This window comes from Zunongwangia sp. HRR-M8 (genome assembly GCF_027594405.1).
Classification (GTDB): Bacteria; Bacteroidota; Bacteroidia; order Flavobacteriales; family Flavobacteriaceae; genus Zunongwangia.
The window spans coordinates 558263-571746 of the sequence record NZ_CP115161.1 but is presented as its reverse complement, the minus strand read 5'-3'; the positions used below and the strand labels follow the sequence as shown (position 1 = coordinate 571746).

The following is a 13484-nucleotide window of genomic DNA, read 5'->3' as shown; positions in this document are numbered from 1 at the left end:
ATTGAAACCCGAAAGATCCATAAAAAACTTATTCGAATTATCAAATTTCTCTGATTATAAGATCAAGCCCATACACCACGTGATGTTTTGGAGCATTTACTTCATTTTCAACATGTTGCGATGGGGAAGCTTTTATCAGGACTATATTTTATCTTTAAAAGGTAATCTTTTAGGATTTCCTATCCATATGTTTCTTTGCTACTTCAGCGTTTATTTTTTGATTCCGACCTTTATTTATAAAAAGCGCTACATACTTTTTACAAGCATACTTTTTCTGGCTATTTTCTGTATGGTGATTATTAAGTTTGAACTCACCTATTTCTTAATCAGTAAAAATGTTTGGCCGGAAGGCCCCGAAACAAATTCCTTAACAGCCAATTATATAATACAAATGATGTTAGGGGAATTTTATGTGATTTCTTTTTTCACTGCAATTAAGATTACCATCGATTATATTTCTACTAATCAAAAAGCGGCAAAATTAGAACAATCTAAATTAGAAACTGAATTACGATTTCTGCGCTCGCAAATCTCACCTCATTTCTTTTTTAACACCTTAAATAACATTTACGCGTTAACCCTAGAGAAATCACAAAAAGCTCCAGACGTTGTCCTTAAACTTTCTGAATTGATGCGTTACTTGCTTTACGAAACAAAAAATAAAAGACAAAGCCTGGAAAAAGAGATTTTATGCATTCAGAATTATTTGGATTTAGAACGCATTCGCTACGGAGAGAATCTTAATGTAGAGATGGAAATTTCTGGAGAAATTTTAGGAAAAGAATTATCTCCAATGCTCCTAATCCCTTTTGTTGAAAATGCATTTAAACACGGAATTAATGAAAATATCGGAAATGTTTTTATAAAAATAAAATTGAAAGTTGTGGATGATTTTCTTTTTTTTGAAGTAGCTAATTCTATTTCTCAAAAAAGAAAAAAAAAGCTTCCAAAAAAACTTAAACCTACCGGAGGAATAGGAATCAATAACGTTAAAAAACGCTTAGAACTTGGATATACGAAAGAGGAATATAAACTTGATATCGGTGAAAAAAACGGTCATTTTTCAATTAAATTAAAACTAAAACTAAAATGAATCTTTCCTGTATCATAATAGATGATGAGCCTTTAGCTATTAAGGTGATAAAAAACTATACAGAACAGATTAAGGAGCTTACCCTGCAGGCTACCTTTACCAACGCTGTAGAAAGCATGCATTATCTGCAGGAAAATGAAGTAGATTTATTATTCTTAGACGTAAACATGCCTTTATTAGACGGTTATAGTTTTTTAGAAAGTTTACCTAATAAGCCTAATGTAATAATTACCACAGCACATTCTGAATATGCCGTAAAAGGCTACGAGCTGGAAATTTTAGATTTTTTAATAAAACCTATTCCCTTTCCCAGATTTTTAAAAGCTGTAAATAAGGCAGTAAAAATCAAGAATGAAAACCAGAGTACCGCTAGAACAACCAAAGAAAATGATCATCTTTTCGTAAAAGTTGACAAAAAGCGAATGCGCAAAATTTATCTAAACGATATTTTGGTTATTGAAAGTCTTAAAGATTACATCAAAATTATTACCGCTACAGATAAATATATTGTACACCAAACCCTTAGTAGTTTTACTGAAAGTTTACCAAGAGAGCAATTTATTAGAATACATCGATCCTACACCATTTCTATCGCAAAGGTTGAAGCGATTGAAGGGAATAGTATTGAAATTGGAGGCAACCGATATACCATTGGGCGCAGCTATTTGAACGAAACCAAAGAAGCTATTTTAGATTTGGGAGATCAAATTTAAACCTGATTGTGACGCAAACTCGATTTCCTGAAGTATTTTGGACTAACCCCATATTTTTCTTTGAAAATCTTTGAAAAATAACTTCGGTTATTTAGTCCTATAGAAATTACAATTTCAGAAATATTTCTTTCAGAATTCATCAGCATTTCTTTTGCGGCTTCAAGCTTTCGATGCTGTATATATTTGTTCACCGTTAAATCATAAACATACTTAAATCCTTCCTGAAGTTTATTAACATTCGTACCCGCCTCTTTGGCTAACGCCTCAACAGTTAGATTGGTAGCCAGATCTCCTTCAATTCTTCGAGCTACGTAGTTTACTTTTTCAATATCCGATTTTCGAAGAATTTGAGGTAATTTATCTTCTGCCTCATCATCTTGATATTGATCTATTTGCACCACCAGCATTTCAAAAGCTTTACCTTCAAGATAAATAGATCGTAAAAATCCTGAAAAATCTTTAGTCTCAATTTGCTCCATCAAGTCTGCCGACTTTAAACTATAATTACCCTGATAAAAGAATTCTTTTTCAGACACCTGATCTTTAAAAATCGCTTTCAAATCAGGTTCCATACCTTCAAATTGATAATTATCCCGATGCGAAAAAACCGATCGTATAATTTCTAAACTCGACACATGTACCGCAACATCTTTTTTAAAGCTAAGCACGTGTCCCCTATATCCACTGCTTGAAACTATGATATTCTGAAAATTATCAATGATCACGCTTTCGTCTGAATTTTCGAAACAGTGCTCTACCTTACCTTCTGAGCAAAAAATAAATTTTAGGGGATGAATAGAATTTAATGTAAAATGTATATCAACATCTTCTAAGAATTTACAGTTATAGGTAATAATACCTATACCCGATTTAAAACTGGATCCTCTTATATATCCTTCGCCTATGTTTTTAGGAATTTCAATTTTCAACTCCCCTGCAGCATTTTCAACTGGCACTCCAAAGCAATTAGAAATATCTTTGATGATATCATTTACCGGCAAAGTTTTGACGTCTATTCTCATGAAATCTAATCTTTTAGCAAGCAATCTTTGTTGTTAGTAAAAATCATAGAATTTCCATAATCAGCGTCCACAAATCCAGTCCAATTTCAATAAAATCTAATTATAACTGTTTAGAAAGCATGGCAATTTAAACAGTAGATTTTAAAAGCATTGGTCAAATCTTAAATCCTATATTTTAACAAAAATAAAGAATAATTTTAAGAAATGCACATAGGATTAAATTTACATGAATTACTAAATAATTAACTAAGCTTTCTCTAAATTGTATATTTACAGAAAAAATTAACTATGTCTAAAAATTATTATGATCCAGCCGACTTAAGAAAGTTTGGTGAAATCACAGAATGGAGTGAGAAACTTGGGGAAAAATTTTTCGATTACTACGGAAAAGTTTTTGAAGAAGGAGCGCTTTCTGCACGAGAAAAATCATTAATCGCTTTAGCAGTTTCCCATGTGGTTAAATGTCCTTATTGTATCGATGCCTACACAAAAGATGGCTTACAAAGAGGAATAACTAAAGAAGAAATGATGGAAGCCGTACATGCAGGAGCAGCAATAGAGAGTGGCGCGACTCTTGTACATGGTGTACAGATGATGAATAAGTACAAAAAACTAAGCATGTAGTCTCTTTGCTGCTTGTTCTATTCATTTCAAATTAAAAACAAAAACCAATTTGTATGTCTTTAAAATCCCTAAAAGGAAGAAAAGATGATTTGTCCAGCCCGCAACGCCAACTGGAAATTTTGAGTGAAGGAATTTTTGAAGATGGAGAACTACCAACTTTTAAGGATAAAATTGCTAAAACCGGCCATTTTCCATTAAAACCCAAAAAACTCGAAATACTACAGCTTAATCTTGGCTATATGTGTAATCAAGTTTGTTCGCATTGCCATGTTGATGCCGGGCCAGATCGTAAAGAAATAATGACGAAAGAGACCATGCAGCAATGTTTGGAAGTCATTAAAAATACCGGCGCACACACCTTAGATCTTACCGGTGGAGCGCCTGAAATGAATCCTAATTTTAGATGGTTTGTAGAAGAAGCCTGCAAAGCAGGAATTAATGATATCATCGTAAGATCTAATCTTACAATTATTCTTGCAAATAAGAAATATCACGATTTACCAGAATTTTTCAGAAAACACAAAATACATGTCGTTTCTTCACTTCCATTTTATAAACGTGAGAAAACAGACAAACAGCGTGGAAATGGAGTTTTCGATAAATCCATAAAGGCGCTTCAACTTTTAAACGAAGTAGGATACGCGCAACCGGGCTGCGACCTCAAATTAGATCTGGTTTACAATCCCTCTGGAGCATTCTTACCTACCAACCAGGCGGCAATGGAAAACGACTTTAAAAAAGCATTAAAACAAGATTTTAATATCGATTTTAATAATCTGTTCGCAATCACCAACCTACCTATTAGTCGGTTTTTAGAATATTTAATCGCTTCAGAAAATTACGAAGATTACATGTATTCTCTGGTAGACGCATACAATCCTGCTGCGGTAGAAAATGTAATGTGTACCAATACAATTTCGATTAGCTGGGATGGATGGCTTTACGATTGTGATTTTAATCAAATGCTGGATCTTAAGGTAAATGCTAGCACAAAACACATTAGTGAATACAATGAAGATCTACTGAATGATCGAAATATTATTATTTCTCAACATTGTTATGGTTGTACCGCCGGCGCTGGGAGTAGCTGCCAGGGTTCTACCATTTAATTAAAGCAATAATCATATAAAATAAGCTTTTTTATGCAGTGTAAATTTTGAAAGCTTATTAAAAAAGAAGCTAATATTTGGCCATTTTTGGCATTTGTAAATTTCACAAAATATTAAAGGTCATTTTCATATAATCACAGTATATTGCTGAGAATGCGAAAACCTGAAGCCTTTATTTCAAAAGCTCTATAAATCGGCTTTATAGCAAAAAAATATGATTTTTTGAGAGAAAAAACTACTTCAAAAAACTTACTTATAATTTTTACGCGTAATCCAGAATTTGGCAAAGTAAAAACAAGACTTGCCAAAGATGTAGGCGATCAAACAGCATTAGAAATTTATCGATTTTTATTAGATCACACGGTAAAAGTTGCAGCACCAATTTCTGCGGAAAAAAGAGTATATTATTCTGAAGAAATACAAGAAGGTGACATCTGGAATCCTAACATTTTTCAGAAGAAAAAACAATATGGTAAAGATCTGGGAGAGCGAATGAAATATGCATTTGCTGAAGGATTCGAAGATGGATACGAGAAAATCGCCATTATCGGTTCAGATTTATTCGATATCAATAGCGAGGATTTAGAAAAGGCTTTTGAAGCTTTGGAAACCCAGGAGGTTATAATTGGCCCCGCACAAGATGGCGGTTATTATTTGCTTGGGATGAGACAGCTTAAGGAAGACCTTTTTGAGAATAAAACCTGGGGAACCGATACGGTGCTAAAAGAAACCATACAAAACTTAACAAACACAAATTATAAATTACTGGAAGAGCGGAATGATGTAGATTACTATTCAGATATCCAAGATCATCCCGCTTTTAGTCAATTTTTTAAAAAATGAAAATGACAGACGCAATTCAGGAATCCACAGATTATCTTAAATCTAAAGGATTTGAAGCTCCGGAAATCGGAATTATTTTAGGAACCGGACTTGGTAAATTAATCGAAGAAATTGAATATGAATATGAAGCCAGCTACAATCACATTCCTTATTTTCCAACTGCGACGGTAGAATTTCATAAAGGAAAACTGATCTACGGAAGCCTGGAAGGAAAAAAAGTAGTGGTAATGCAGGGGCGTTTTCATCTTTATGAAGGTTATACTTTACAGGATGTCACCTATCCTGTACGTGTAATGAAGCGTTTAGGAATTAGTAAACTTTTAGTTTCTAATGCAGCAGGCTCTATAAATTTAGATTATAAAAAAGGGGAATTAATGCTTATTGACGACCACCTTAATTTTCAGGGAGGATCTCCTTTAGCCTTTAAAGGTGTAGAACATTTAGGAGAACGCTTTGTAGATATGTCTCAACCTTACGACGCTAAGATGAACGCGACGATGGAGAATGTTGCAAAAGAGCATGGCATCAAATTGCACAAAGGCGTTTATGCTTCTGTTTTAGGACCTCAATTAGAAACTAGGGCAGAATATCGATTTTTAAAAATAGCAGGAGCAGATGCCGTTGGAATGAGTACTGTTCCAGAAATTATCGTAGCAAACCATCTAAATATTCCTGTTTCCGCGGTTTCTGTGATTACAGATGAAGGAGATCCTGACAATTTAGAGCCAGTAGAAATTTCAGAAATTATTGCTATGGCCGAGAAAGCCGAACCACAAATGATTACGCTTTTTAAAGAAGTGATAAAAACAATATAAGCTATGAGTAGCTATCTTGAAACCACAAAAAATGTTTATAAAGATGCAGCTCTTAAACCAGATGTTGGTCTATGCTGTACTACAAATCCTATTTGGGAATTGCCGGGTTTAAAAATCCCTAAGATCATGCAAGAGATGAACTATGGCTGTGGCAGTACCGTTCATGCTCGCGATCTTTCTAACAACCCAAAAATCCTCTACGTTGGCGTTGGCGGCGGAATGGAACTACTACAATTCGCATATTTTTCCAGACAAAAAAATGGAGTTGTGGGCATCGACGCGGTAGATGAGATGCTGGAAGCTTCAAGAAAAAACTTTAAGATTGCTGAAGGACAAAATTCGTGGTTTCAATCAGATTTTGTAGATCTTAAAAAAGGTGATGCTTTACATCTTTCGGTAGAAGATAATACTATAGATGTGGCAGCGCAAAACTGTTTATTCAATATCTTTAAAGCTGAAGATCTTAAAAAAGCTATTGAAGAAATGTATCGTGTTTTGAAACCCAACGGAAAGTTGGTAATGAGCGATCCTACTTGCGAGCAGCAAATGAACGATGAGCTTAGAAATGATGAAAGATTAAGAGCTTTATGCCTTAGCGGGAGTCTACCTATCAAGGAATACGTAAAAGCTTTAACCGATGTGGGTTTTGGTACTATAGAAATTAGAGCACGAAAACCATATCGTATTCTAGATCCTCGACACTATCCAACAGAAGAATTAATCTTTATTGAATCGATAGAAGTTGCTGCTATAAAAGATCCTATGCCAGAAGATGGCCCGTGTATTTTTACAGGCAAAGCAGCAATTTATTTTGGCGAAAAAGAGTATTTTGATGATCAAAAAGGACATGTCCTTCTTCATAATCAACCTTTAGCAGTTTGCGATAAAACAGCAAAGGCTTTAAAAGATTTAGGAAGAAATGATATCTATATTAGCGAATCTACCTTTCATTATGATGGCGGAGGATGCTGTTAACAATTACAACTTAAATATGCGCAGCATGAGAAATCTTATTATGCTTAAACGAATAACGATCACGGCCATTTTCTCTATTGGTTTAAGCGGCTGCGCTTTATTTTCAGCTGCTGGATTCTCCAGTAAGGGATTACCGCATAACAATGTAAAAGGTGAGTTAATTTCAACATCTTCTAATTCTTCAGTTAATATTGACCATTCTGGCTGGCATAATTTGCTACAGAAACATGTGAATGAAAAAGGATTAGTAGATTATGAGGGATTCAAAAAAGATCGAAAAGCATTAGATAAATATATTAAAATGCTTGCCGATAATAAACCAGATAACAGTTGGTCTATTCAGGAACAATTAGCGTATTACATCAATACTTATAACGCAAACACTGTTCGGTTAATTTTAGATAATTACCCGGTAAAAAGCATTAAGAAAATCGATGGTGCATGGACTAAAGAATTTGTTAGCATGGGCAATAAGCAAATTTCTTTGGGAGCTATAGAAAACAGTATTTTAAGACGAATGAAAGAACCAAGAATTCACTTCGCCATTAACTGTGCGTCTATTTCTTGCCCCAGACTTTTAAATGAAGCGTATACCGCAAGCGCAATCAACGAGCAATTAGAATACGCAACAAGAACTTTTATAAATTCAGATAAAAATATTATAAAAAAAGAATCTGCTCAACTTTCCAGAATCTTTGATTGGTATAGCGGTGACTTTACTGTAAAAGGTAATACTCTTGGGGAATATATTAACCAATACAGTAATGTGAAAATGAAAAATTGGAACAATATTTCTTTCAAAGAATATAACTGGAATCTGAATAAGCAGTAAAATGAAAATCAGCATCATTATTCCTGTTTTTAATGAAGAGCAGAATATTGGGCGGCTGTTAGAATATTTACTGAAACACAACAAAGGATTTATTGCTGAAATAATTGTCGTAGATGGTGGTAGTCTAGATCAAACGCTTGCTATTACCCGCCAATTCTCTTCTGTAAAAATTATTTTTTCTGAAAAAAGTCGAGCTAAGCAAATGAATGCTGGTGCACGAATAGCTAAGGCTGAAATATTATATTTTCTGCATGCCGATAGCTATCCTCCTTTCCATTTTGATAACTATATCATTAAGGCTTTAAAAAACGACAAAAAAGCGGGATGCTTTATAATGAAATTCGATAAAAATCACTGGTGGTTAAAACTTATGGCGCAATTCACAAGAATTAATCATCGTTCCTGTCGCGGTGGCGATCAATCCCTTTTTATTAAAAAAGAATTATTCTTTAAATTAGGAGGTTACAATGAAAACTATATAGTTTACGAAGACAATGAGCTGATTGGAAAACTATACGATTTAGGTGAATTTACAATTATTAACAAATGGCTTACTACCTCAGCTCGCTTATATGAAAAGTTAGGAGTTTGGCAAACACAATGGCTTTTTTGCCAGATTTGCTGGAAGAAATTTAAGGGCGCTTCACCAGAACAGCTATACAGTTGCTATCAGTCTAAAGTTAATTCTTCAACTTAAACTTTTTATAATTCATCTTTACTATATTTTCAGCCAGCTTATTTTGTGGTGTAAAGCGATCGTTCTGCTTTCCACCGGCACGATCATGATCATGATGCCACTTCCAAAGAAAACCACCGGCAAACCAATTTTCAGTCCAAAATTCATCATAAATCACTTGTAAAGCTTTTGCTTGTAGTTCTTCATTTAGGTTTTTTGGAACTTCATCATTACGCCTAACTGTTGAAGCTTTCCAAGGTTCCTTCGCTGCGAAATCGACATTACGATAGCCATATTCAGTAAATATTACCTGCTTTTTATATTCCGAAGATAATTTCTGAAGCATTTTTTTATGTGATTTCCACCCATCGATCAACTCGGCTTTTGTAGGATTTTCTTCTTCACTAACAGGAAAATAAGCATCTACGCCAATAAAATCGAGTTGATCCCAAAGCTCAAACTGGTCAACTTTATCCCAGTTTTCAGCATAAGTGATCTTTCCAGAATACACTTTGCGTACTTCAGCAATCATCTTTTGCCAAAATTCGGGTCTTTTTTCAGTAAAATTATAAAGCTCGGTTCCTATGCAGAATAGTTCAATTTGTTCCTTTTCGGCCAGTTCCGCATATAATAAAATATATTCCAAATATCTATTTTCAAACTTTATCCAATTTTCTTCCGAAGACATATTAAGATCTCCGGTAAATTCTCCGTGCCAGATCCAAATTTGAGGTTTTAGCATAATCTTTATTTCATTTTCCTGAAGTACTCGAATGTTTTGCTGAAGCCCTTCTACCCGTTCTCCCCACCATTGTCGATCGTCATTAAAATGTAGCTCTGGATTTTTTAAATCCTGAAGAAAAGCAAAAGGCATCAAGGCTACAGTATTCGCATTAACATTTTTTAGCGGAAGAATATGCGCTGTTTTTAACGAATCTCGTGAAGCAACTAAACTTAATCCGTTATATTTTTGTTCTGGATAATTAGGCTGGCAGCTTAGGCAAACCATGCAGAAAAAAAAGAAACAGTACAGAAAATTAATTTTCATAGAATATCCGGTTTGTCTATCTTATCATAATTGGAGTAGCATGAGTTTTATATAGTAAAGCTTGCATTCTTAAAATTAAGATTTTTCTTTTTTTAACTGCTTTTCTTTCTTTCGAAGTTAAGTTAATTCTTTACTTGCGACTAAATTTTAGTAGTATACAAATTTTAGAAACTTTCACTAACACCACAGCTGTAAAAACCATGGAGCATATCGTTATTATTGGTAACGGAATTTCTGGAATTACTACCGCAAGGCATATTCGCAAAAGATCGGAAAAAAAGATTACGGTAATTTCTGCGGAAAGCGATTACTTTTTTTCTCGTACTGCGTTAATGTATGTGTATATGGGCCACATGAAGTGGGACCATCTTAAACCATACGAAGACTGGTTTTGGAAGAAAAACCGAATCGATCTAAAAAACGGATGGGTAGAGCAAGTCGATTTTGATAAAAAAACGCTTCATTTTAAAAATGGCGATACACTTTCTTACGACAAACTAGTTTTAGCAACCGGTTCGATCCCTAACAAATTTGGCTGGGAAGGCGAAGATCTAGATGGTGCGCAGGGATTGGTTTCAAAACAAGATTTAGAACTACTCGAGAAAAACACCAAAAACTGTAAAAAAGCAGTCATTATCGGTGGCGGATTAATTGGCGTAGAACTCGCTGAAATGCTGCGTACCCGCAATATCGAAGTGACCATGCTAGTTCGAGAAAAAGCCTTTTGGCATTCCGTCTTACCTTTTGAGGACGCGAATATGATTTCTGAGCATATTAAATCTCATGGTGTCGAACTGCGAACAGCAACCGAACTCGATAAAATTATTCCGGACGAAAACGGGAAAGTCAGTTCTATAATTACCAAAACCGGTGAACAAATCGATTGCCAGTTCGTCGGACTTTGTGCCGGCGTACGCCCAAATATCGATTTTTTAAAAAATTCAGATTTGGCGATGAATAAAGGAATTTTGGTGAATTCCTATTTAGAAACCAATATTCCAGATGTTTACGCCATTGGCGATTGTGCCGAGCAACAGGAAGCCATTGGACAGCGAAAACCGGTTGAAGCCGTTTGGTATACCGGCCGAATGATGGGGGAAACTTTAGCGGTAACGCTTACAGGAGAAAGAACTCAATACAATCCGGGAAATTGGTTTAATTCGGCTAAATTCTTTGATATTGAATATCAAACTTATGGTTGGGTTTGGCCAAAACCAAAGGAAAATGAGCAACATTTTCACTGGCAGCATGAAGATGGAACCAAAGCCATCACCATAAATTTCGATAAAAAAACGAATCAATTTTTAGGCATAAATACCTTCGGAATTAGAATGAGACACGAAGTTTTAGACCGTTGGCTTACCGAAAATCGAGAGATAACTTACGTACTTGCTAATCTAAAACAAGCTAATTTTGATCCTGAATTTTATACTCGGCATGAGGCAGCAATATTTGAAGGCTTTAAGAAATCTTCTGGTTAACAAACCTCAAAGGTTTCATAAACCTGTGAGGTTTAAAATCGATTACAATGAAATATGAACCATTACAAAACAATAAATTCTACCATATTTACAATAGAGGAAATAATGGTGAAAACTTATTTATTGAAGATCGAAATTATCCATTCTTTCTATCATTGGTTCAAAAACACATTATACCAATTGCCGAAATCCATGCCTATTGTTTATTAAAAAATCATTTTCATTTATTAATTAAAACTCTAAATGCTGATAGTATAGTCCTTTCAAAATCCTTTTCAAATTTATTCAATGCATACGCAAAAGCTATAAACAAGGCTTACAACCGGAATGGTAGCCTTTTTCAAGATAGGTTTTCTAGAATTCAAATAAAAAAATACTGAGTATCTAAAACAGGTCATTTTGTACATTCATCTAAATCCATATCATCATGGATTTACATCGAGTTTTGAAAAATACAAACATTCTTCGTTTTATGCTATGATATCTAATGGAAAAACACTTCTAATGAGAGATGATGTTCTGGAGCTATTTGATGATAAATCAAATTTTAGATTTATGCATTACAAAAGGCAAAATGAAATTTGTGAGAAAAAAAGTGAACTGTATTTAGAATAAAAAATCAAGACCTCACAGGTTTTAAAAACCTGTGAGGTCTAAATAATATAATATGAGCAACATCGAACATAATATGTCTATCACCGGGGATGCACCAAAAAGTATTTCCACCACTCAAAAAATAGCAAGTGCTATTGGCCTTACCGGTTTATTGATTTTGGTGCTTGCCATCGCTAATTTCAATTTTCCGAATAAAAGTTTATTTCTAAGTTTATCGCTAGGACTGATTACACTCGGAACGGTAATTTTTTCTATCGATGCCTATTGGGGAAAACATGCCGGAATCAAAAACGACGGCGTTTGGTTTAAATCCTTAAGTGGTAAAGGTTTTTGGGCCTGGATACTTGGGATAGGTCTGACCCTATTTTACGTGGTTTTATACTGGTTCCCGCAGTATTTGGGATTAAATAGCGAAGGCGCAAATAGCGGAATTATCGCTTTGTTCGATCCGCTAAGTAAATTTATAAACGGCGGTCCGGCCAGCCAATGGTTTGTTTACGGTACTTTGTATACGGTTGCGATCTGGATTTTCGGATTTAAATTTATCCTGAAATATCGCCATAATCGCTACGAAATCATTCGAACTTGCTCGGTCATGTTTTTTCAGTTGGGTTTTGCATTTTTAATTCCTGAAATTCTTGCCCGACTAAACAAACCTTATTTTGCTCCCACAACGATTTGGCCACTGAATTACGATCTTTTTGCCGGATACCGATTAGAATCTTTTTTATCTGCCGGAAATTTAGGTATTGCCATGCTTATTTTTGGTATCATTTCGATCTTTGTAATCACTCCTATTCTTACCTACAAATACGGAAAACGCTGGTATTGTAGCTGGGTTTGTGGTTGCGGGGGCCTGGCAGAAACTGCCGGAGATCCCTTTAGGCAACTTTCGGATAAATCTCAAAAAGCCTGGAAAATTGAACGCTGGGTAATTCACAGTGTATTGGTTTTTGTTACCGTTATGACCATCGCCGTCGTCTATTCGTATCTTGGAGAAAATTCCGATCGATTTTGGTTAACTAAAGATGTTTTTCTTTGGGGAAGTGCCGGATTTCTTACATTATTTTTCGCTTTGATCATGATCTTTAAACGAGATCAATTACAAAAAGATGCGAAATACGGAGCCATTGGATATTTAGTGGTCATATTATCGATTATCGCAATTAATTATTTTAGCGGAAACTGGAATATCTTTTTCTTCCCGGCCTATAAGCTCCGCGAATGGTATGGTTTCTTGATTGGAGCTGCATTCTCTGGAGTAATCGGCGTTGGTTTTTATCCAATTTTTGGTAGTCGCGTGTGGTGCCGTTATGGTTGCCCGATGGCGGCAATTCTTGGGATGCAACAAAAACTATTTTCAAAATTTAGAATTACAACCAATGGCGGCCAATGTATTAGCTGCGGAAATTGTTCTACCTATTGCGAAATGGGAATCGACGTTAGAGCTTACGCACAAAAAGGACAAAATATTGTACGATCTAGTTGTGTTGGTTGCGGCATTTGTTCAGCGGTTTGCCCTCGCGGTGTTTTAAAATTAGAAAACGGAAAAACGGAAGGCAGAATCAACGAAGATGAAGTATTATTAGGGAACGATGTAGATCTATTGGATCTTCTGAATCAAAAATCTCAATAAAA

The 13484-nt window shown here is 34.9% G+C and carries 15 protein-coding genes; 13 read left to right on the top strand and 2 right to left on the bottom strand.

Features of this window, described 5'->3' with window-relative positions; all coding sequences use genetic code 11:
• Window position 1: 1 nt before the first annotated feature.
• Entirely contained in the window at window positions 2-1093 is a 1092-nt protein-coding gene (locus PBT89_RS02590; RefSeq protein ID WP_270063268.1) for a sensor histidine kinase, read from the top strand.
• Window positions 1090-1806: a LytR/AlgR family response regulator transcription factor gene (locus PBT89_RS02585; RefSeq protein WP_270063267.1), complete on the top strand. Its 717-nt coding sequence runs from the start codon at window positions 1090-1092 to the stop codon at window positions 1804-1806. The genes PBT89_RS02590 and PBT89_RS02585 overlap by 4 nt, the downstream gene beginning before the upstream one ends.
• On the opposite strand, the gene PBT89_RS02580 is transcribed toward PBT89_RS02585, so the two are convergent.
• Window positions 1803-2828 carry a helix-turn-helix domain-containing protein gene (locus tag PBT89_RS02580; RefSeq protein ID WP_270063266.1) on the bottom strand — a complete coding sequence of 342 codons (1026 nt, stop codon included), beginning with the start codon at window positions 2826-2828 and terminating at the stop codon, window positions 1803-1805. The genes PBT89_RS02585 and PBT89_RS02580 overlap by 4 nt on opposite strands.
• 288 nt (window positions 2829-3116) lie before the next feature.
• Between PBT89_RS02580 and PBT89_RS02575 the strand changes: the two genes are divergently transcribed.
• The 7 genes from PBT89_RS02575 (at window position 3117) to PBT89_RS02545 (ending at window position 8723) form a co-directional block, all read left to right on the top strand.
• Window positions 3117-3452: an arsenosugar biosynthesis-associated peroxidase-like protein gene (locus tag PBT89_RS02575; RefSeq protein ID WP_270063265.1), complete on the top strand. Its 336-nt coding sequence runs from the start codon at window positions 3117-3119 to the stop codon at window positions 3450-3452.
• Window positions 3453-3505: 53 nt separating this feature from the next.
• Window positions 3506-4561: an arsenosugar biosynthesis radical SAM (seleno)protein ArsS gene (gene arsS, locus PBT89_RS02570; RefSeq protein ID WP_270063264.1), complete on the top strand. Its 1056-nt coding sequence runs from the start codon at window positions 3506-3508 to the stop codon at window positions 4559-4561.
• A gap of 222 nt (window positions 4562-4783) precedes the next feature.
• Complete coding sequence (locus PBT89_RS02565) at window positions 4784-5404, top strand: TIGR04282 family arsenosugar biosynthesis glycosyltransferase (protein WP_270063263.1); 621 nt, start codon at window positions 4784-4786, stop codon at window positions 5402-5404.
• A 2-nt stretch (window positions 5405-5406) separates the two neighbouring features.
• Complete coding sequence (locus tag PBT89_RS02560) at window positions 5407-6219, top strand: purine-nucleoside phosphorylase (protein ID WP_270063262.1); 813 nt, start codon at window positions 5407-5409, stop codon at window positions 6217-6219.
• Between the two features lie 3 nt (window positions 6220-6222).
• Window positions 6223-7194 (top strand): arsenosugar biosynthesis arsenite methyltransferase ArsM, encoded by a 972-nt coding sequence (gene arsM / locus PBT89_RS02555; RefSeq protein WP_270063261.1) that lies wholly within the window; start codon window positions 6223-6225, stop codon window positions 7192-7194.
• Between the two features lie 25 nt (window positions 7195-7219).
• Complete coding sequence (locus PBT89_RS02550; RefSeq protein ID WP_270059314.1) at window positions 7220-8026, top strand: DUF547 domain-containing protein; 807 nt, start codon at window positions 7220-7222, stop codon at window positions 8024-8026.
• Window position 8027: 1 nt separating this feature from the next.
• Window positions 8028-8723 carry a TIGR04283 family arsenosugar biosynthesis glycosyltransferase gene (locus tag PBT89_RS02545; RefSeq protein WP_270063260.1) on the top strand — a complete coding sequence of 232 codons (696 nt, stop codon included), beginning with the start codon at window positions 8028-8030 and terminating at the stop codon, window positions 8721-8723.
• On the opposite strand, the gene PBT89_RS02540 is transcribed toward PBT89_RS02545, so the two are convergent.
• A complete protein-coding gene (locus PBT89_RS02540; RefSeq protein ID WP_270063259.1) occupies window positions 8707-9750 on the bottom strand; it encodes a glycoside hydrolase family 113 in 1044 nt (347 codons plus the stop codon). The genes PBT89_RS02545 and PBT89_RS02540 overlap by 17 nt on opposite strands.
• 200 nt (window positions 9751-9950) lie before the next feature.
• Between PBT89_RS02540 and PBT89_RS02535 the strand changes: the two genes are divergently transcribed.
• From PBT89_RS02535 to PBT89_RS02520, 4 genes are read left to right on the top strand one after another with little or no spacing between them, the layout of a single operon-like run.
• Window positions 9951-11231, top strand: a complete 1281-nt coding sequence (locus tag PBT89_RS02535; protein WP_270064293.1) for an NAD(P)/FAD-dependent oxidoreductase — start codon at window positions 9951-9953, stop codon at window positions 11229-11231.
• Between the two features lie 47 nt (window positions 11232-11278).
• Window positions 11279-11611 carry a transposase gene (locus PBT89_RS02530; RefSeq protein ID WP_270063258.1) on the top strand — a complete coding sequence of 111 codons (333 nt, stop codon included), beginning with the start codon at window positions 11279-11281 and terminating at the stop codon, window positions 11609-11611.
• A 19-nt stretch (window positions 11612-11630) separates the two neighbouring features.
• The gene (locus tag PBT89_RS02525) at window positions 11631-11846 is read left to right on the top strand and encodes a hypothetical protein (RefSeq protein WP_270063257.1); all 216 of its coding nucleotides are present in this window, start codon (window positions 11631-11633) and stop codon (window positions 11844-11846) included.
• A 52-nt stretch (window positions 11847-11898) separates the two neighbouring features.
• Complete coding sequence (locus PBT89_RS02520; protein WP_270063256.1) at window positions 11899-13482, top strand: 4Fe-4S binding protein; 1584 nt, start codon at window positions 11899-11901, stop codon at window positions 13480-13482.
• Window positions 13483-13484: the final 2 nt, after the last annotated feature.

Bases quoted from the DNA above. Each gene is read 5' to 3' on its own strand.
- PBT89_RS02530 (WP_270063258.1), top strand. From the start codon at position 11,279: ATGAAATATGAACCATTACAAAACAATAAATTCTACCATATTTACAAT.
- PBT89_RS02535 (WP_270064293.1), top strand. From the start codon at position 9,951: ATGGAGCATATCGTTATTATTGGTAACGGAATTTCTGGAATTACTACC.
- PBT89_RS02585 (WP_270063267.1), top strand. From the start codon at position 1,090: ATGAATCTTTCCTGTATCATAATAGATGATGAGCCTTTAGCTATTAAG.
- PBT89_RS02520 (WP_270063256.1), top strand. From the start codon at position 11,899: ATGAGCAACATCGAACATAATATGTCTATCACCGGGGATGCACCAAAA.
- arsM (WP_270063261.1), top strand. From the start codon at position 6,223: ATGAGTAGCTATCTTGAAACCACAAAAAATGTTTATAAAGATGCAGCT.
- PBT89_RS02560 (WP_270063262.1), top strand. From the start codon at position 5,407: ATGACAGACGCAATTCAGGAATCCACAGATTATCTTAAATCTAAAGGA.
- PBT89_RS02545 (WP_270063260.1), top strand. From the start codon at position 8,028: ATGAAAATCAGCATCATTATTCCTGTTTTTAATGAAGAGCAGAATATT.
- PBT89_RS02575 (WP_270063265.1), top strand. From the start codon at position 3,117: ATGTCTAAAAATTATTATGATCCAGCCGACTTAAGAAAGTTTGGTGAA.
- PBT89_RS02580 (WP_270063266.1), bottom strand. From the start codon at position 2,828: ATGAGAATAGACGTCAAAACTTTGCCGGTAAATGATATCATCAAAGAT.
- PBT89_RS02550 (WP_270059314.1), top strand. From the start codon at position 7,220: ATGAGAAATCTTATTATGCTTAAACGAATAACGATCACGGCCATTTTC.
- arsS (WP_270063264.1), top strand. From the start codon at position 3,506: ATGTCTTTAAAATCCCTAAAAGGAAGAAAAGATGATTTGTCCAGCCCG.
- PBT89_RS02540 (WP_270063259.1), bottom strand. From the start codon at position 9,750: ATGAAAATTAATTTTCTGTACTGTTTCTTTTTTTTCTGCATGGTTTGC.